This window comes from Ignavibacteria bacterium (assembly GCA_036262055.1).
In the GTDB taxonomy this organism is placed as follows: Bacteria; Bacteroidota; Ignavibacteria; order Tepidaquicellales; family Tepidaquicellaceae; genus DATAJP01.
This window is the reverse complement of sequence record DATAJP010000002.1, coordinates 781,798-800,158: the sequence shown is the minus strand read 5'-3', so window position 1 is coordinate 800,158 and position 18,361 is coordinate 781,798. Positions and strand designations below refer to the sequence as shown.

Genomic DNA, 18,361 nt, shown 5'->3' with positions numbered 1-18,361 from the left:
CCGAACCCCCGAGCCGCGCAAGCGGCTTGGGGGTTTGTTATTTATTAATCTTCTTAGTGCTTGAAGATGTCGGTGAGACTTCTTCATTTAAAACTTTTAGCACTCCTTCTTTAAGCTTTTTATAATCAACCGGCTCTTTGAAATTTAACGTCCCGTAAGTTGCGTGATAATAAACGCCGTCTTTTCGCAAACTCTTACCTAATACATAAATGGGTTCAACATCTCCGCCGGTTCCAAAAAGTAATTCCGTCTGAATTGTAAATTCCAAGCTGTCGCTATTTTCCCGATATACATAGTATGTTTGTTTATAAAAAGGATATTCTTTTTCAGGGTCAGGAAACGCAAAAGTTTCATAAGCCAACACATCGTAATTTTTCCATTTGAATTCATCAAACCTATATTCCTTTCTCAACCCCTTAATATCAGTTAACAAACCTTTCTCATATGCATCGTATAAAATTTTCCTGTATGGACTTGCATCATCATGATTTCCAAGTGCAAAATAATTTCTTATAATATATGGATATGCTTTGTATATAGTGGAATCAAGCTTTATAAGCTCAATCAGGTTTTCGTTTGAAACAGTATAATTTTTATCTTCAGCTTCCAATATTCCTATCATATCCAATATTGAAAGATAAAAATCATTCTCTGTATCTTTTTTGCTTTTACCTTCATTTAATATTTCAAGAGCAGTTTTGGAATCATTTTTTTCAAGCAAATATAACTTTGCCAAATAAAAATATCCTTTAGTGTATAACGCAGTATCAGCTTTGTAGATACTATCAGCAAGAGCAAAAGCCTCTTCCTTTCTATTAGTTTCATCAAGTAATGCAATTTTTTCTATTATATAGAACTGTTTATTCTCAGAAATGGCAATTGCTTCGTTAAATTTTTCAAGTGCTTTATTTTCATTATTCATAAAAAGATAACAAAGTCCTATATAATAAGTAATTGCTGCAAATTCCGGATCTTTTAAATATGCTTTTTCAAAATATGACATAGCACTATTGAAATCTTCTAAATAAAAAAATGAACGACCTATTTCATATAATGTTTTATCATCAAATTCATCTTCATTATATTTATTTTTTTCCGATATTACTTCTTGAAATTTATTTTCTTCAAACAGAGCTTGCAATGTTTTATTAGGATCAGATTGTGAATATACGTAGTTTGATAAAACCAAAAGAAAAAACAATATGATTTTTCTCATAAATTATTTTTACAATTAAAATTTTTACAACCCCTTCACTTCACTTACCAACTCTGACAAAATTTTTTTCGAATCACCAAAGAGCATTTTGGTTTTGTCGTTATAGAAGAGCTCGTTATCAATGCCGGCATATCCTGCGGACATGCTTCGTTTATTGACGATTATATTTTTTGCGTTTATTACTTCGAGAATCGGCATTCCGTAAATCGGCGAGGAAGGGTCGGTGAGAGCGGCAGGATTAACAACATCGTTTGCGCCTAAAATCAGGACAACATCGGTTTTTACAAATTCGGGGTTTATCTGCTCCATTTCATATAGCTTGTCATAAGGCACGTCGGCTTCTGCAAGCAGAACGTTCATGTGTCCCGGCATTCTTCCCGCAACCGGATGAATTGCATATTTAACCTCAACGCCTTTCTCTTCAAGCAGTGCCTCCAGCTCTTTGGTTACGTGCTGCGCCTGAGCAACGGCAAGTCCGTAACCCGGAACGATGACAACCGATTTTGAATAAGCAAGCAGAACAGCCGTATCGGAAACGGAAATTTCTTTTATGCTTCCTTTAACCTCTTTGTGAGCTGAGGAAGGTCCTCCCTGTGATTTCCACGAGCCGACAATTACGTTTGCAAGGGAGCGGTTCATCGCCTTGCACATTAAAATCGTGAGTATTGTTCCCGATGAGCCGACAAGAATACCGCCCGTCAGCATCACCTGGTTATCATATAAGAATCCGCCGAGCGCGGCAGCAATGCCCGTGAATGAATTAAGCAATGAAATTACAACCGGCATATCTGCACCTCCGATTGGAAAAACAAAAGTTAATCCGTATAAAAGCGAAAGAATTGTTATGGCATATAAAATATTGAGCGAGTGATTTGCTCCGAATACGGGAATCGCAAGCAAAACTAAAATCACAAGAAGAATTAAAATATTCAGAACCTGGTTGAACGGAAAATGAAAATCTTTAATTTTTCCTTCCAGCTTTCCGTAAGCAATCATGCTTCCCGAAAACGAAACCGAACCGATTACAAGTCCTGCAAGAATTATGAGAAATTTTACGTTGAATACCGGTGCAGCAAATTGATAAGAATGAAAATATTCCAAGAAAGAAATGATTGCCACGCAAAGCGCGCCGAGTCCGTTGAAAAGCGATACCATCTGCGGCATTGCGGTCATCTGCACACGACGTGCAGCAATTGTCCCGGCAATGGAACCGATAATTATGCCGCCGAAAATCCAGAGATAATTCCCTAATCTGATACCTTCATTGTTTTCATAAAGAAATATCGTTGCAATTATTGCGAGGGTCATCCCGCCTGCCGCGATAAGGTTGCCCTTGCGCGCAGTTTCCGGCTTGCCAAGCATCTTTAAACCGAGAATGAAAGTTACAGAGGCAATTAAGTATGATATTTCAAGAATATTATTCAAAATTTTTCAACGCTGATTGGATGATTGAGTATAATCAACAATTTATTTTAACAGCTTGGGATTCCCGCCTGCGCGGGAATGACTTCCATTAAACTTTATGAACTTGATGAACTTTCAAACTTTACAAACTAAATTATTTTTTCTTCTTAAACATCTCAAGCATGCGGTCGGTTACGACAAATCCGCCGACAACGTTAAGCGTCCCGAAAATCACCGCAAGAAATCCCAGCGTGAGCGAAAGAATATCATTCGGGTCTGCAAGTCCCATAACAATTATTGCTCCGATAATTACAACGCCGTGAATGGCATTTGCACCCGACATAAGCGGCGTGTGCAAAATTGACGGCACTTTTGAAATCACTTCAATACCGAGAAAAATAGAAAGTATGATTATATAAACTGAATTTATGTTTTCGCCGAGAAATTGAATTAACTGCTCCATGTTTTTTGACGCTGATTTATTATGATTTTTTTATGAATTACGCTGAAAATTTTTTAATTGCTCATTACAAATTGCACATTGTTAATTGAACTAAATCTTTACTTCACCGTTTGCGGTTACGCAAGTCTGCTGTATTATAACATCATTAAAATCCAGATTTATCTGTCCGTCTTTTAAAAACAGCTTCATAAAATTAAAAATGTTTTTACTTAAAAGCTTGCTCGCATCCGACGGCACAAGAGATGCAAGATTTGAATTTCCTATTATTGTCACACCGTTAATATTGATTGTTTTATTGTTTTCAGTCAGTTCAGTATTTCCTCCTGTCGATGAAGCAAGATCAACGATAACGCTTCCCTTTTTCATTTTCTCGATTGTGTTTTTGTAAATTAATATCGGTGCTTTCTTGTTGGGGATCTGAGCGGTTGTAATTACCGCATCCGATTTTATTGCACTGTTATGAACTGCTTCACTCTGGCGTTTTAAAAAATCCTCTGACTGCTCGACTGCATAACCACCGGCAGCTTTATCTTCTTTTGCGCCTTCGATTTTTATGAACTTTGCTCCCAAGCTTTTCACTTCTTCTTCAACAGCCGACCGGGTATCAAACACCTCAACTACTGCTCCCAAACGCTTTGCAGTTGCAATTGCCTGAAGCCCTGCGACGCCTGCACCGATAATAAGAACTTTTGCCGGAGGAATGCTCCCTGCGGCAGTCGTGAGCATAGGGAAATATCTCGGCAGATTATCCGCAGCAATCAGCACTGCTTTGTATCCCGCAATATTTGCCTGAGATGAAAGCACATCCATAATCTGCGCGCGGGTTATGCGCGGCATTAGCTCAAGAGAAAATGATGTTATGTTTTTTGATGCAAAAAATTCCGTAAGTGATTTATTCTGAAACGGCCTTAAAATTCCTATGAAGATTAAATTCTGTTTTATTGAAGAAATATTATCAACAACGGGAGCATTCACTTTCAGGATTATATCCGAAGATTTTAAAATTTCATCTTTCGATTTTATTAATGCTCCTGCGTTTTTGTAATCATCATCAAAGAAAAATGCGCGGTCGCCTGCGGAATTTTCAATCCATAGTTCCGCACCAAGCTTTGCAAATTGCTGCACATGCTCGGGAATAAGAGCCACGCGGTTATCGTTTTCTTCTTTTAAAACGGAAAGAATCATTAATCGTTATTGATTAATTTATAATTTAAAAATTACTTAAAAAATAATCCATTGCCCCGGGAATACAAAAAAGTGTAAAGAAAAAACCAGCAATTGCACCTCCAAGATGAGCCGCATGACCTATATTTCCAAGACGGGTTCTTACTCCATATATTGTAAAACCTAAATACAGTAATGCAAAAAGCCAGGCAGGCATAGGAATAAAAAAGAAAGCCAATGTGGAAAAAGGAGCATAAACAACAAAAGCAAATACTATTCCTTCAACTGCGCCAGATGCACCAACTGCAGCGTAGTTTCTGTCTTTATAATGAAGCAGAACAGTTAAAAGCGAACTAAACAATAAGCTGATGAAATAAACCGCAGCAAATATTAAGCTTCCTGTTGCAAAACCAAATTCTTCATTCCAGAATGGTTCAAGTATTGTTCCAAATATATATAAAGCATACATATTAAAAAACAAATGAAAGTAATCTGCATGAAGAAATGCAGACGTAAACATCTGATAGAATTTTTTCTCATAAACAATTTCATAAGGCCTTTCTGCAAGTTTCTCATAATAAATGGGATTGGAATAAAAAGCCCACATTGAAATTGCAGCATTTGCAAAAATTAACGTAATTGTTACAGGTGAATCAGCAATTGAAGTCATCTTAGAATCTTTTTTATTATACCAGGACCTTCGTAAATGAAGCCCGTATAAACCTGAACAAGCGAGGCACCGTTTTTGGTCTTATCCTCAAAATCCTGTTTTGAGAACACACCTCCAACACCAATTAAAATTAACTTCTTATTTTGATTTTTTAAATTTAATTCATTTAACATATGCAAAATTTTATCAGCTATCGGTTTTAGCGGTTTTCCGCTTAATCCACCTTGTTCATCAGATTTTTGTCCAAGATTTGAACGTGAAACCGTTGTATTTGTGGCTATTATACCGGTAAAATTATGCTTACAAACAAAATCATAAACTTCCTCAACTTCTTCGCTTTCCAAATCAGGGGAAATTTTTAAAAAAATATTTTTAGGATGAACTCCATGTTTAGCAGCAAGCTGTAAATTCAAATTCTGAATTTCAGCTAAAAGATTATCGAGATATTCTTTATTGTGAAGGTCACGAAGAGATTTTGTATTAGGTGAGGAAATGTTTACAGTAAAATAATCTGCGGCATCGAAAAGTTTTTCGAAACAAATTTTGTAGTCAGTCACCGCATTAATAATGGAGGTATGTTTATTTTTCCCGATATTCACCCCGACAACCAAACCATTTTTTAGTTTTGGTTTTGCTTCAAGAATATTTTTTCTGATTTCGTCTGCGCCTTTATTATTAAAACCAAGACGATTTATCAACGCTTTTTCTTTTTTAAGACGGAAAATCCTCGGCTTCGGATTTCCCGGCTGCCCCAGAGGTGTAACAGTTCCGACTTCAACATAAGAAAAGCCAACTGCATCCCAAAACCTCAACGCAACTCCGTTTTTATCAAAACCTGCCGCAAGCCCGAGAGGGCTTTTGAATGTGCAATTTGCAATTTGCAATGAACAATTTTTAGAAGGAGAATATATTAATTTGAAAACTGGATAGAGAAACGTAAACCGTGAAATTATAAATAGCGTGAAATTATGAATTTTTTCGGAATCGAAAAGAAAAAAGATGGGACGGATTAGAAGTTTATACAATAATAATTTAAATGATTATTGTTTATACAAATATCCTGTTTTTTGACAAAACACGAAAGCCACAAAATAAAACAAAAAAGCCCTAAATTTTCATTTAGGGCTTTGTCGGAGCGGCAAGATTCGAACTTGCGACCTCATGCTCCCAAGGCATGCGCGATAACCGGGCTACGCTACGCTCCGAATTGCTGAATTATAAAAATACTCAATTTGGGATTTTTAAACAATGGAATTTGTATTAAATTAACGAACCCTGTCCTTCTTTTTATTAATTAAACTTAAAAATTATGAAATTTTTAAAACTAATTCTTCTTTTCCTCTTTATTTCACAAATTTCGTTCGCTGCACCGAGAGTAAGTTTTACTGATTTAATGAACAATTTTGAAAGAAATCCGTCTATATTGCTTGATTTAAGAGCAAAATGCTTAAATGATGGGATTCCTTTGGAAATTTATACCCGAGATAAAAAACTCATTGTCGCAAAAGGATTTGAAGACGGCAAAATAGTTTATGCCGTGATGAGAAATCTTGTGAATATTTATGATAACTGCGGAGTAATGTTTTTTGATGAGGTCGAAAGTTCGTTTGATTTAAGCACTTCAAAACTTGTTTATGGTGATAAAAGAGTAGTTGATAACACAGGCGGAGTTTATGATTTGCAATATTCAAACAGAAGCGGTTTGAATATGTTTCTGCTTGTTCCCGAATGGGCTGATCAGGTTTATGCTTTTGATGCCATAACAGGAGATTTGGTTGACCCTACGTTCATACCCGTAACCAATCCACAGCTTCAAAGTCCGAAACATGCGCTTCAGCGTCCCTGGGACGGAAAAGTTGTTGTAGCCGACCAGGTATCAGACGTAGTTCAGTTATTTGACACAACAGGTGCATATGTGAACGTATTTGCTCCTGCAGGAGGCGTTAATACCACAATACTTAACAACGTAAGAGGTGCAGCTTTCAGACCAAACAAAAATCTTCTCGTTTCATCGGCTGATGGGGGAAATAAAATTCAGGAATTTGATACATCAGGAAATCTTGTAACTACTTTTATAACAGCAAGCTTGAACAGTCCGTTTGCAGTTTTGGAAAGAACCTCAGACGTGCTTATAACGAATTCAAGCGGAACTGCCGATGTAACACGTTATGATTTAACCGGAGCACCCTTGGGCACTTTCATTACATCAAGCTTAAGCTTTGCACAGCAAATAATAAAATTGAGTAATGGAAACATTGCAACCTGTTTCTTCAGCGGTACAACGACATCGGGTTTATTAATTACTGATTCCACAGGTGCAAATATTATCAATACTTTTCAGACAGTTACGGGTCTCCGTGGTGCATGGCAGCTCCCGAATGGAAACTTTATGGTAACAAATGCAGCAGGTGTCCACGAAATGAACGGCACCACAGGAGCTTTGATAAGAACGGTTGCTGCTGCTGCAAACTTTCAGTATTTCGGATTATATAATTCAGACATTCTGGTTGGCATCAATCCTGTTCAGACAAGCAATATTGCAGATGGTTACAAATTAGGAAATAACTATCCTAATCCCTTCAATCCTGAAACAAATATTGAGTTTAAAATTGCAGAGACAGGGCAGGTTCAATTGAAAGTTTATGACGCAACAGGAAGAGAAGTTGCAAATCTTGTTAATCAGAAAATGAATCCCGGAAGCTACAACGTTAAGTTTAATGCCTCAAATTTGAACAGCGGAATATATTTTTATACACTAACTGCAAATAACTTCCGCGAAACGAAAAAAATGATATTAGTAAAATAAAATTTATCTGTATTTTTTATAAATCCCTTCAGGAATTTATTTTTCTGAAGGGATTTTTGTTTCAAGCTCTTTCATTGCTTCCGTAACTACGCCATATTCGAATCCCCTGGATAATAAATATTGAAAACATTTTCGCTTCCTTTCGGTTTCATTTTTCGCTTTCACCTTTTTGGAATATTTTTTCAGAACCGTAACTGCTGCTTTCTGTTCTTTCTCTCCGGGATATAATTCAAGAATGTTTTTTTCTATAGTCTCTTTTTCGATTCCTGATTGCAGGAGCTTTTGTATTAGCAATCTTCTTCCTATAGGTTTTCTGATAGTTTTGCTCTCAATTAATAACTTGGAATAATGGTCGTCGTTCAGATATCGAATGTTCTCAAGCCAGTTTATTACTTCTTTAATTGAATTTTCAGAGAGCTTCAGTGCAGTTAATTTCTTTTCAATTTCTTTTTTACTGCGCGGTTTGTATGCGAGATATTTCAATGCCGTTTTCTTGCCGAAATTTATTTCATCATAAAGCTTTATTTCTTTTATCGCCTGCTCTGTAACTTCGTCACCTTTACGAAGACGAAATTTAACCAAAGTATCTTCATAAATTCCCATAAAAAATCTATCCTCTATAAAAATACTGCAGCGGTTCTTATCTTTCTCCTGTCTTGTAATTTCAGTAATTATCATACCGCAAAATATAAAAAACAAATGAGAAGCTAAATGAGGTAAATTTGAAGCAATAAAAATTTAATATGGAAGGGGTATAAAATAAAATAGAGACGCAAAATCTTGCGTCTCTACTAATTCTTAGTATGCTTTATAAATCCCGGCAAATCGGACTTCGCTGCATTCAGTTTTTAAACTACTTAGATTTCTTTTCTTTTACGGTTTCTTTTGCGAGTTCATCAACACTATTTCCATTTACAGCTGCACCATTAACCAAGCCCATACTTTCTCTGATTTGGTTGAGAACCTTATCAGCTAAGTCAGGATTATCAATAAACATCTTTTTGAGTCCGTCACGTCCCTGAACTCTGTAATCCTCATAAGTGAACCAAGCACCGCCTTTTTTGATGATTTCTTTTGAAACGGCAACATCGATAAGGTCACCGACTTTCGAAATTCCTTCGTTGTATAAGATATCGAATTCAACTTCTTTGAACGGAGGAGCAACTTTGTTCTTAACTATTTTTACTTTTGTTCTGTTACCTGTTACATCTGTTCCGTCTTTGATTTGTCCTATTCTTCTTATGTCCATTCTGATTGACGCATAGAATTTCAAAGCTTTACCGCCGGTTGTTGTTTCGGGACTTCCGAACATAACACCGATTTTATCACGAAGCTGGTTAGTAAAAATCAAAACAACGTTTGATTTTGCAACCGCTGCAGTTAGCTTTCTGAGCGCCTGTGACATCAATCTTGCCTGCATGCCCATAACTGCATCACCCATCTCGCCTTCAATTTCAGCTCGGGGTGTCAAAGCAGCAACAGAATCAACAACAATAACATCAAGCGCATTGCTTCTAACAAGAGTTTCGCAGATTTCAAGCGCTTGCTCACCATATTCCGGCTGAGATACAAGAAGATTGCTTACGTCAACACCAAGCTTCTGACCGTATGAAGTATCAAGAGCATGCTCTGTATCAATGAACGCAGCAAGTCCTCCCTGTCTTTGAGCTTCGGCAATTATGTGAAGACAAAGCGTGGTTTTACCTGAAGACTCAGGACCGTAAATTTCAATTATTCTTCCTCTCGGAACTCCGCCGATGCCAAGCGCAGCATCAAGTGAAATAGAGCCGGTTGAAATCGAAGAAATTTTTGCAATCGGTTTATCACCAAGACGCATTATTGTTCCGCGTCCGTGGTCTTTTTCAATCTGCTCCATTGCTATATCTAATGAACGGAGGCGGTTTGTTTTTTCGTCTGACATAATTTTGTTTGTTATAGTTTTAAAATTTTCTTATTCAAATATACAGGAAACAAATCAATTGTTATTCTAATTTTGTTAGAATAAATTTCTTTCCTTTATTTGAATCTGCGCATGATGTGAAAACTTTGTTTTTAATTACTTATAATGTAATAATCTTTTTTTAAAATAAAAACAAAATTTTAAATACCTTAAATAATTAAGCCATAAATTTACCCATAATGCTGAAATTGAACAATTTTTATAGTTTTTTGGGCAAAAAAATACCCGCGTTTAGCGGGTATTTTAATATATAACACCTGAATTTATCAGGGTGGTTATTGCTTTAATCTTATGAACAGCCCGAGGTTTCGCCACATGTTTCGCATTTCAGACAAGTGCCGTTTCTTACCATCGTAATTGACTGGCAGTTCGTACAAATGTCACCTGTGTAACCTTTAAGCTTTGCCTGTCTGATTTTATCTGCATTAGACTCACCGTTAGATGACATTGGAGAAACTGCAACCTTTGGCTTTACGGCTGTAACTGTTGCTGCAGTGCTTTTCATCTGAGGTGCAGATGAAGACTGTGCATCATTATCATTTGAAACCGGCTTTATCTTTATCGACGGATCTGAAATAGTATCGTCTTTCTTTGCATCATAGAATCTTTCCAAGAAAATTTCTTCTTCATCATAATCTTCATCATCTATTTTTGCAATTGCATCAATAGGTCCTCTCAATTCTTCTTCCTCGATGTGTGAAAGGTCGGTTCTTGAGAGATACGTTACTGCAAGCTCTCTGAAAATATAATCGATGATGGAAGTCGTCATTTTAATTTTCGGATTACCGATGACAATTCCGTTCGGTTCAAATCTTGTATAAACAAACGCATCAACGAACTCATCCAGCGGAACGCCATGCTGAAGTCCGAGAGAAATCGCAATCGCGAAACAGTTCATTAAGCTTCTGAATGCGGCGCCTTCCCTGTGCATATCGATGAAAATTTCACCAAGCTGACCGTTGTCATACTCACCTGTTCTTAAATAAACAGAATGGTTTCCGATTTTTGCTTTTTGAGTATATCCTTTTCTTCTGTAAGGAAGCTTTCTGCGTTTGGCAATGTATCTGTGAATGATTTTCTCAGCAACTTTTACAATGTCTCCGCCGCCTGATGCTGCCTTTGAAAGGTCTGCCGGTGTAAGTGTTTCCTCAGTATCATCACCTTCTTCATCGTCAGTCATGGAATTAAGCGGCTGTGACAGCTTAGAGCCGTCTCTATATAGAGCATTTGCCTTTAAGCATAATGACCATGACATCATATATGCGCTTTTCATGTCTTCGATGGTCGCTTCGTTCGGAAGATTAATAGTCTTTGAAATCGCCCCCGAAATAAACGGCTGAGCTGCAGCCATAATCTTTATGTGCGCATTAGCGTGAATGTACCTTGTACCTTTTTTACCGCATTTATTTGCGCAGTCAAAAATCGCATAATGCTCTTCTTTCAAGTGAGGAGAACCTTCAATCGTCATAGTTCCGCAAACATAATCATTTGCTTCATCAATCTGCTCTTTCGAGAAACCAAGAGCTCTTAGTATATTAAAATTAAAATCATCAAGCTGTTCTTCTGAGAATCCGAGAACGTTCATGCAGAATCCTGCGCCTAATGAATGTTTATTGAACACAAAATTAATATCAAAAGCAGTCGGTAATTGTTTCTCTATATTCTTTATTATTTCTTTAGTGAAACCTTTTTCTATTAAAGACTGAGGATTGATATGCGGACATCCGATTAGCGAGCCGTGCCCCTTTGTGTACTTAATAATGTCTTCAATTTCATTTTCGGTATAACCGAGGTTTTTCAATGCTGGTGGTACGGATTCGTTTATAATCTTGAAGTAACCGCCGCCGGCAAGTTTTTTAAATTTCACCAAAGCAAAATCAGGTTCAACCCCCGTTGTATCGCAGTCCATAAGAAGTCCGATTGTTCCTGTCGGAGCAATAACGGTTACCTGAGCGTTTCTGTAGCCGTATTTCTCGCCAAGGTTATATGCTCTATCGGCATCTTCTCTTGCAGCTTTCAATAAATCATCAGGACAGTATTTCTTTTCAATTCCAACAGGATATATTGTAAGACCTTCATACTCATGCTGGTTTATGTTATATGCAGCGCGCCTGTGATTTCTGATAACGCGAAGCATGTTTTCTTCGTTCTCTTTATATCTCGGAAATGGTCCGAGTTCCTTTGCCATCTGTGCTGAGGTCGCATAAGATGTCATGTGCAAAATACAGGTTAAAGCACCTGTGATTGCAAGAGCTTCATTTGAGTCATAAGGAATTCCCTGTCTCATTAATAGAGCGCCGAGATTTGCATATCCAAGACCGAGCGTTCTGTAATCGTATGATAACTGGGCAATTTCTTTACTCGGAAACTGAGCCATTAATACACTGACTTCAAGAACGATTGTCCATAATCTTGTTGCATGACGATATTTCTCGATTTCAAACTTGCCTTCTTTTTCATCGAAGAATGTTACAAGGTTAAGTGATGCAAGATTACAAGCAGTATCATCGAGGAACATATACTCAGAGCATGGATTTGATGCTTTGATTTCTCCGCCTTCGGGACAGGTATGCCACTCATTAATAGTGGTATGGAATTGAATTCCCGGGTCTGCGCAAGCCCATGCAGAATATGCAATTTCTTCCCAAAGCTCTCTTGCCTTTAAAGTCTTGCAAGGTTTCGGAGCACGTCCTTCTTTTGCTGCTTTTTTAAGCTCGGTTCTGAAATATAAATTCCAGTCGCTGTCATTTTTAACAGCTTCCATGAACTCGTTGTTTGCGCGAACGCTGTTGTTTGAGTTCTGTCCGGAGACAGTCATGTAAGCTTCCGAATTCCAGTCTATGTCATAAATAGGAATAAAAATCTCTTTATAACCAAGCTTTGCAAGCTGAATAACTCTCTCTATATAATTGGCAGGAATCAAAGCACGCTTTGCTTCGGAAATTGCTGCTGCTAAAACTTTATTGCTCTTTCTGTCGAAGCCGTCATTTTCAGGATGAACACTGTGGCAAGCTTTGATTACTTTATTAAGATGAATGTTTAAAACTTTTGAACCGACAACAAGGTCGGCAACTTTTTGCTCTTCGACAACTTTCCAATTGACATATTCTTCAATATCAGGATGGTCAAGGTCGAGCGTAACCATTTTTGCAGCGCGTCTTGTTGTTCCGCCTGACTTAATAGCTCCTGCGCTTCTGTCACCGATTTTTAGAAACGACATTAATCCCGATGAACGACCGCCGCCGCTGAGTGACTCGCCTGAACCTCTTAAGTTAGAAAAATTAGAACCTGTTCCTGAACCGTATTTGAACAATCTTGCTTCACGAACCCACAAATCCATGATGCCGCCTTCGTTCACTAAATCATCACTGACTGATTGAATGAAACATGCATGCGGCTGCGGATGTGTATATGCATCCGAAGATACAACTAATTGTTTTGTGCTCGGGTCAACATAAAAGTGTCCCTGAGACGGACCTGAAATTCCATAAGCCCAGTTCAAACCCGTATTGAACCATTGAGGCGAATTAGGAGCTGCCATTTGTTTTGCAAGCATATAAAAAAGCTCGTCATAGAAATTTTTGGCATCTTCTTCCTTATCAAAATAACCGTATTTCCAGCCCCAATATGTCCAGCATCCGGCTAATCTGTGGAAAACCTGCCTGGAATCGACCTCTGAGGTGAATCTTTCGTCTTCAGAAAGAGGACCCAATTTGTCCAAATCCGGTTCGGAAGGACAAAGCCAGTCAGGAATGCCTTCCTCTTTAATAGTCTTTAGATATTTTGGAACTCCCGCTTTGCGGAAATATTTTTGAGCAATAATATCAGTTGCAACCTGTGACCAGTGTTTCGGAATAATGATGTCATTCATTTCGAAAACAACAGAGCCGTCAGGGTTGCGTATGATAGAAGTTCTTTTTTCATACTCAATAGCTTCTGAAGCTTTTACGGAATTAGGTATTAGCAACCTGTTAACTTTCATTATTACTTATGTTAAAATTATTTGTATTAAAATTTTTTTGCGGAGAAAATTCTCTGAAGATTTGTTCACTAAAATTTTTTTCTTCACCCTTCATTAAAACCAGAAACCCTTTTAAAAACTTTTTACAGAAAAAAAATCCAACAAAGGCAATGAACCCGTGTTGGACGCATTATTTTTTACAAACTTATTTTTATGTTCAGTCTTAGATTATTGTATCGGTTATCCTTGTTAAATTTTTCTCTCAATTAATTTTGATGTTCTGTGAGTTGAGTTGTTATATCAAAATTAATAGAACTGTTTTATAAATGCAAAGGGTAAATTGAAAATTTCACTATTGACTTTTAACTAATTTTTATCCGAGTGTCACCAAATGGTAAAATTTTTCTTTTCACCTGCCAAAAATTTTTCATTTGCAACTATTGACAAAGGTCTAAGATTTTAATATAACCAAACCAAGTTTATAAACTGCTCTATTAATTATAAAATTATTTTTACCGGTCTGTTTAAACCGACTCGGTATGTTTTTTGTAATTATTTAAAATTGCCTGCCATCCGTTTCTTTGTAATTCTTCACTGTGAGTATTTTCCATATCAAATGTTTCAGTAACTTTTGTTCCTCCTTCAACGGGAGTGAATTCAACTTTCACATGTCTGTTATCATCCATATCATATTCAATAAGTTCATTTGTTTTTACATTGGTATATGTTCCGCCGAAATCAAATCCTGAGCTTCCGTCTTTTGCCTGCATTCTTGCTTTGAACTTTCCGCCTGTTCGTAAATCATTTTCTCCCGCTGGTGATTCCCAATCGTCGGATGCAAAATTCCATTTTGTAATATGCTCAGGTTTAGTCCAGGATTCCCATGCTTTATCTACAGGTGCGTTTACAACTGTTTCTACTGTAATTGCTTTTTTGTCCATTTTAGCTTTCTTTTTGAGGTTTTTAGGTTTAAAAATACGCTGTTTTTATATCGTTCTGAGCATATAAGGCAGCATAAAAACAATATGTTTGGTATGTAAAAAATTACATTAACTCATTCATAAATAAAATGAAAATAACATGCCCAATTTTTAACATTAAAAGCTAAAAGTTTAAGGTTTAAATAAACTTAAAAATTCTTAATTTCATTAAACAGTTTAAGAAAAAATGACAAGCGGAGAAAATTTTTTAAAGAGCAGCATAAAAGAATTTGAAGATTTAAAAAAACTCGGCGATAAATCTTTTTCGCAAATCAAGGATGAAGATTTTTTCTTTCAGCCGGATGAAGAGACAAACAGCATTGCAATAATAATTCGCCACATAAGCGGTAACATGCTATCGCGGTGGACAGATTTTTTAACAAGTGACGGAGAAAAAGAATGGCGCAAAAGAGATGAAGAATTTGAAAAACTTTTTTATACAGATAAAGATGATATAATCGAAAGATGGGAAAAAGGATGGAAGTGTGTGTTCGATGCTGTGGGAAGCTTAACTCCTGATGACCTTATGAAAACTATTTACATAAGAAGCCAGCCGCATACCGTCATTGAGGCAATAACACGTCAGCTTACTCATTATGGATACCACGTCGGGCAAATAGTCTATATGGCAAAACACCTGGCAAGAAATAGCTGGGGGAGCTTGTCGATTCCAAGAGGCAAAAGCGCAGAGTTTAATTCAAAGATGGAAGAGAAATATAAGAAATAAATTGAGTAATAATATTAGTACGACAGGCGTTTTGCCTGTCGGGACAGACAGGAATGTCTGACCTATTAAAAATTAATTTTAATAAACAAATATGAACATCGAAACACGCGAACTTCAGCCGCAGACAATTTTATCAATCAGAGAAAACTGCGAACCAAACACAAAAAGCATTGGTGATGCGCTTGGCAAAATTTATGATGAAATTGATGAAGTCATAAAAGAAAATAATCTAACAATAGCAGCTCCGTGCCTGACTATTTTTCACAGTTATACTGAAAAGGATGTGGAGATTGAAGGGGGTACTCCCGTTAATAAAGACAAAGAAATAAAATTAAGCGGAAGAGTAAAACTTAACGAGCTTCCGGGAGGAAAAACTCTTGTTGCTTCATATTACGGTCCTTATGAAGGGCTTGGAGATGCCTATAAAACATTTTTTGATTATATCAGAGATAATAATCTTCAGCCGCAAAGCGCGCCATGGGAAACTTACGTCATAAGCCAGCTGACCGAGCCGGATTCAAGTAAATGGCTTACAGAAATTCATATCAGTATAAAATAATTGAAAAATTAACGAAACTTATCTATTTTAAGCAAGGTTTATTCAAAACTTACGCCATAATTAATCAAAATACTAATAACATGAAAAACAATTCCGCCGTTGTTTTATTATTTTTAATTTTTGCATTTTTATCCGCTTTGTTTCTAACTTCATGCAGTAACAATTCACCCGTAACACCAAATACTGAAGTGACTTTTGATTCCGCCAGATATACATGGGAGAGAATAGATATACCATATAGCAATGTTCGTGATTTTTGTGTTGTCGATACAAATCATATTTATTTTATCCGGCAATCGAACAATCAATTTATTACTTACATAGACAGGCAATTTAACTCAATTTCATATACTGACAATAATTTTAATGCAACCTGTATTGGAAATGTCAATAATATGCTTTATATAGGAGGTTACAATATTATAGACGATAAACCGATGATTCAAAGATGGAATGGAACGGCATTAGAAAATGTCCCTGTCCCTGATTATGGAACTGATTTTGATTTATTGTTTGCTTTCCCGATGTCTAACGGAGAAATATGGTTTTCTGGAGCCAGCGGAAAAACTTTAAGAGTTTCAGGCAACAATGTATATCATTATGAGTTTGATTCAACAAGACTTGTCAGCAACATAAGCAATATAAATGGTGTAATTTATGCTGCAACTACTAAAGATACCGAACAAAAAAACACTTCTATATTAAGAATCTATAAATTTCAGAGCGGAACATGGAGTATAGCAAAAGAGCAAACTTTCAGCCCGAGTACTGAATTAGATTTTTTTAGCCCTTTTGTTAACTCAATTGAAAACCATATGTATGGTCTATGGGGAATTGGGAATATATATGACTTTGACGGTTTAAACCTTAATAAGGTCTTAACTTTACCTGAAATGATTGTAAACTTTAGAATAGCCGGAACCGGTTTAAATGAATTTACATTTCCCGGTTGGCGGAATGATTTCGTTGCCGCTGGGGACGGCTCTGTTTTCAACTGGAATGGAAATAAAATGAGTGTGGAGCTGCGCTTATATCAAACCGGACTTGCATATACAACATTTTATAAAAACAACTCATATTTAGTTTTGTGTGCAACAAATAGTTCGTTTTATGCCGATGTTTTATATATAGGTAAAAGGTAAAAATTTCAATAACGGTAATTTTTGTGGTATTGATTCTGCAAAGAAATTTTTTGAATTTTATTCAATTTAATTACCCTTGCTATGCGCCGGATGATACTTTCCCTTGTCTGTGTTTTACTCATTTCAAGCAATCTTTTTGCTCAGGAATTAACTTCCGAAGAAATATTCCAGAAATATAAAGACGTTATTGCAACAGTTTATGCATATGGTTTTGATGGGAAAAAAACAGAACAGGCAACCGGTGTTATATTAAAAGACCACGGATTAATTGTAACCAATTTCAGGTTTTTTTCGGGCAATGAACGTTTTGAAGTTATAACAGATAAGGATACTATAAAAGAACCTGAGATTATTGGAATTGACATAGAACGTGATTTGATGTTAATCAAACTACCGGATAATGATTACCCTATTGTTCCCATTAGCAATAGTGATAATATAAAAACAGGTGAAAAAATTTATGCAATTGGAAATCATCTGGGTTTTAACAAAACCATTACTGAAGGAATTCTGAGCGGTATAAGGAATAAAGTAAATGAGATTCATGCAAAGTTCATTCAGATAACTACCCCCATTTCTTTCGGAGGTCAAGGCGGTCCTGTAATAAATACAAAGGGTGAAATAATAGGAATTGTATCTTCCGAAACAGTAAAAGGCGAAAACCTTAATTTTGCCATACCTGTGAATGAAGTATTTAGTGTTCCCCAAATGTCATTCAAGGACAAAAAAAAGCTGGAAGCTCTTAATCTTTTTCTTCAGGGGCTTAAATCTATAAAACAGGGAAAAAATCAGGAAGCAATTGAGTTTCTTACAAAATACCTGGTTGAATTTCCTAATGATTTCCGTGGATATAATTACCGGGGTCTTGCTTATACTTACAGAAAGATGTTTGATAATGCAATTAAAGATTTCAATAAAGCAATATCACTTAATAACAATTTTTTGCCTGCATATTCAAACAGGGGTGATGCATACTATAAATCGGGAGATTATGAAGAAGCAGTAGAAGACTATACCATTCTTATAAAAAAAGACCCGAAAGACATGTACGCGTATATAGCCAGGGGCATGGCGCATTTTGAAAATGCAGATGTCTGGGCTGCAATAGAAGACTGCACCAAAGTAATAGAAAATGACAAAAATAACTTTGACGCATATTATACAAGAGGTAAAGCATATTATAGAGCCAAAAGATATAATTCGGCAATGGAGGACTGGAAGGAAGCATTAAGAATACAACCCGGAATGAAAGGTCAATTAGATTATTTTATAGACAACGCCGACGGACACAGAGTCTGGGGTTATTAAA

15 protein-coding genes and 1 tRNA gene are annotated in these 18,361 nt (G+C 36.5%); 5 read left to right on the top strand and 11 right to left on the bottom strand.

Annotated elements, in window-relative coordinates:
- Positions 1-37: 37 nt before the first annotated feature.
- The 7 genes from VHP32_05440 to VHP32_05410 form a co-directional block, all read right to left on the bottom strand.
- A complete protein-coding gene (locus VHP32_05440; protein ID HEX2787331.1) occupies positions 38-1,216 on the bottom strand; it encodes a hypothetical protein in 1,179 nt (392 codons plus the stop codon).
- A 24-nt stretch (positions 1,217-1,240) separates the two neighbouring features.
- Positions 1,241-2,644: an NAD(P)(+) transhydrogenase (Re/Si-specific) subunit beta gene (locus VHP32_05435; protein ID HEX2787330.1), complete on the bottom strand. Its 1,404-nt coding sequence runs from the start codon at positions 2,642-2,644 to the stop codon at positions 1,241-1,243.
- 130 nt (positions 2,645-2,774) lie between these two features.
- Positions 2,775-3,083: an NAD(P) transhydrogenase subunit alpha gene (locus VHP32_05430; protein ID HEX2787329.1), complete on the bottom strand. Its 309-nt coding sequence runs from the start codon at positions 3,081-3,083 to the stop codon at positions 2,775-2,777.
- 90 nt (positions 3,084-3,173) lie between these two features.
- On the bottom strand, positions 3,174-4,268 hold the full coding sequence (locus VHP32_05425) for a Re/Si-specific NAD(P)(+) transhydrogenase subunit alpha (protein ID HEX2787328.1): 1,095 nt from the start codon (positions 4,266-4,268) through the stop codon (positions 3,174-3,176).
- Between the two features lie 25 nt (positions 4,269-4,293).
- Complete coding sequence (locus VHP32_05420) at positions 4,294-4,917, bottom strand: rhomboid family intramembrane serine protease (protein HEX2787327.1); 624 nt, start codon at positions 4,915-4,917, stop codon at positions 4,294-4,296.
- Positions 4,914-5,942: a quinone-dependent dihydroorotate dehydrogenase gene (locus VHP32_05415; GenBank protein ID HEX2787326.1), complete on the bottom strand. Its 1,029-nt coding sequence runs from the start codon at positions 5,940-5,942 to the stop codon at positions 4,914-4,916. The genes VHP32_05420 and VHP32_05415 overlap by 4 nt, the downstream gene beginning before the upstream one ends.
- A gap of 105 nt (positions 5,943-6,047) precedes the next feature.
- Positions 6,048-6,122 (bottom strand) — tRNA-Pro (locus tag VHP32_05410).
- A gap of 188 nt (positions 6,123-6,310) precedes the next feature.
- Between VHP32_05410 and VHP32_05405 the strand changes: the two genes are divergently transcribed.
- Positions 6,311-7,723 carry a T9SS type A sorting domain-containing protein gene (locus VHP32_05405; protein ID HEX2787325.1) on the top strand — a complete coding sequence of 471 codons (1,413 nt, stop codon included), beginning with the start codon at positions 6,311-6,313 and terminating at the stop codon, positions 7,721-7,723.
- A gap of 36 nt (positions 7,724-7,759) precedes the next feature.
- Here VHP32_05405 and VHP32_05400 read toward each other — a convergent pair whose 3' ends face one another.
- The 4 genes from VHP32_05400 to VHP32_05385 form a co-directional block, all read right to left on the bottom strand.
- Entirely contained in the window at positions 7,760-8,401 is a 642-nt protein-coding gene (locus tag VHP32_05400) for a RecX family transcriptional regulator (protein ID HEX2787324.1), read from the bottom strand.
- 175 nt (positions 8,402-8,576) lie between these two features.
- On the bottom strand, positions 8,577-9,644 hold the full coding sequence (gene recA, locus VHP32_05395; protein ID HEX2787323.1) for a recombinase RecA: 1,068 nt from the start codon (positions 9,642-9,644) through the stop codon (positions 8,577-8,579).
- A 328-nt stretch (positions 9,645-9,972) separates the two neighbouring features.
- On the bottom strand, positions 9,973-13,665 hold the full coding sequence (locus VHP32_05390; protein HEX2787322.1) for a vitamin B12-dependent ribonucleotide reductase: 3,693 nt from the start codon (positions 13,663-13,665) through the stop codon (positions 9,973-9,975).
- Positions 13,666-14,168: 503 nt separating this feature from the next.
- Positions 14,169-14,585, bottom strand: a complete 417-nt coding sequence (locus VHP32_05385) for an SRPBCC family protein (protein HEX2787321.1) — start codon at positions 14,583-14,585, stop codon at positions 14,169-14,171.
- Positions 14,586-14,811: 226 nt separating this feature from the next.
- Between VHP32_05385 and VHP32_05380 the strand changes: the two genes are divergently transcribed.
- The 4 genes from VHP32_05380 (at position 14,812) to VHP32_05365 (ending at position 18,360) form a co-directional block, all read left to right on the top strand.
- Positions 14,812-15,351 carry a DUF1572 family protein gene (locus VHP32_05380; protein ID HEX2787320.1) on the top strand — a complete coding sequence of 180 codons (540 nt, stop codon included), beginning with the start codon at positions 14,812-14,814 and terminating at the stop codon, positions 15,349-15,351.
- A gap of 91 nt (positions 15,352-15,442) precedes the next feature.
- Positions 15,443-15,910, top strand: coding sequence for a GyrI-like domain-containing protein (locus VHP32_05375; protein ID HEX2787319.1), 468 nt, complete (start codon positions 15,443-15,445; stop codon positions 15,908-15,910).
- Entirely contained in the window at positions 15,877-17,052 is a 1,176-nt protein-coding gene (locus tag VHP32_05370; GenBank protein HEX2787318.1) for a hypothetical protein, read from the top strand. The genes VHP32_05375 and VHP32_05370 overlap by 34 nt, the downstream gene beginning before the upstream one ends.
- A 90-nt stretch (positions 17,053-17,142) precedes the next feature.
- Positions 17,143-18,360, top strand: coding sequence for a tetratricopeptide repeat protein (locus tag VHP32_05365; GenBank protein HEX2787317.1), 1,218 nt, complete (start codon positions 17,143-17,145; stop codon positions 18,358-18,360).
- Position 18,361 lies beyond the last annotated feature (1 nt).

What these genes read in the sequence shown, in the direction of transcription:
- VHP32_05400 (HEX2787324.1), bottom strand. Translation starts at nt 8,401, where the DNA reads ATGATAATTACTGAAATTACAAGACAGGAGAAAGATAAGAACCGCTGC.
- VHP32_05365 (HEX2787317.1), top strand. Translation starts at nt 17,143, where the DNA reads ATGATACTTTCCCTTGTCTGTGTTTTACTCATTTCAAGCAATCTTTTT.
- VHP32_05440 (HEX2787331.1), bottom strand. Translation starts at nt 1,216, where the DNA reads ATGAGAAAAATCATATTGTTTTTTCTTTTGGTTTTATCAAACTACGTA.
- VHP32_05405 (HEX2787325.1), top strand. Translation starts at nt 6,311, where the DNA reads ATGAACAATTTTGAAAGAAATCCGTCTATATTGCTTGATTTAAGAGCA.
- VHP32_05420 (HEX2787327.1), bottom strand. Translation starts at nt 4,917, where the DNA reads ATGACTTCAATTGCTGATTCACCTGTAACAATTACGTTAATTTTTGCA.
- VHP32_05375 (HEX2787319.1), top strand. Translation starts at nt 15,443, where the DNA reads ATGAACATCGAAACACGCGAACTTCAGCCGCAGACAATTTTATCAATC.
- VHP32_05390 (HEX2787322.1), bottom strand. Translation starts at nt 13,665, where the DNA reads ATGAAAGTTAACAGGTTGCTAATACCTAATTCCGTAAAAGCTTCAGAA.
- VHP32_05430 (HEX2787329.1), bottom strand. Translation starts at nt 3,083, where the DNA reads ATGGAGCAGTTAATTCAATTTCTCGGCGAAAACATAAATTCAGTTTAT.
- VHP32_05425 (HEX2787328.1), bottom strand. Translation starts at nt 4,268, where the DNA reads ATGATTCTTTCCGTTTTAAAAGAAGAAAACGATAACCGCGTGGCTCTT.
- VHP32_05380 (HEX2787320.1), top strand. Translation starts at nt 14,812, where the DNA reads ATGACAAGCGGAGAAAATTTTTTAAAGAGCAGCATAAAAGAATTTGAA.
- recA (HEX2787323.1), bottom strand. Translation starts at nt 9,644, where the DNA reads ATGTCAGACGAAAAAACAAACCGCCTCCGTTCATTAGATATAGCAATG.
- VHP32_05370 (HEX2787318.1), top strand. Translation starts at nt 15,877, where the DNA reads ATGGCTTACAGAAATTCATATCAGTATAAAATAATTGAAAAATTAACG.
- VHP32_05385 (HEX2787321.1), bottom strand. Translation starts at nt 14,585, where the DNA reads ATGGACAAAAAAGCAATTACAGTAGAAACAGTTGTAAACGCACCTGTA.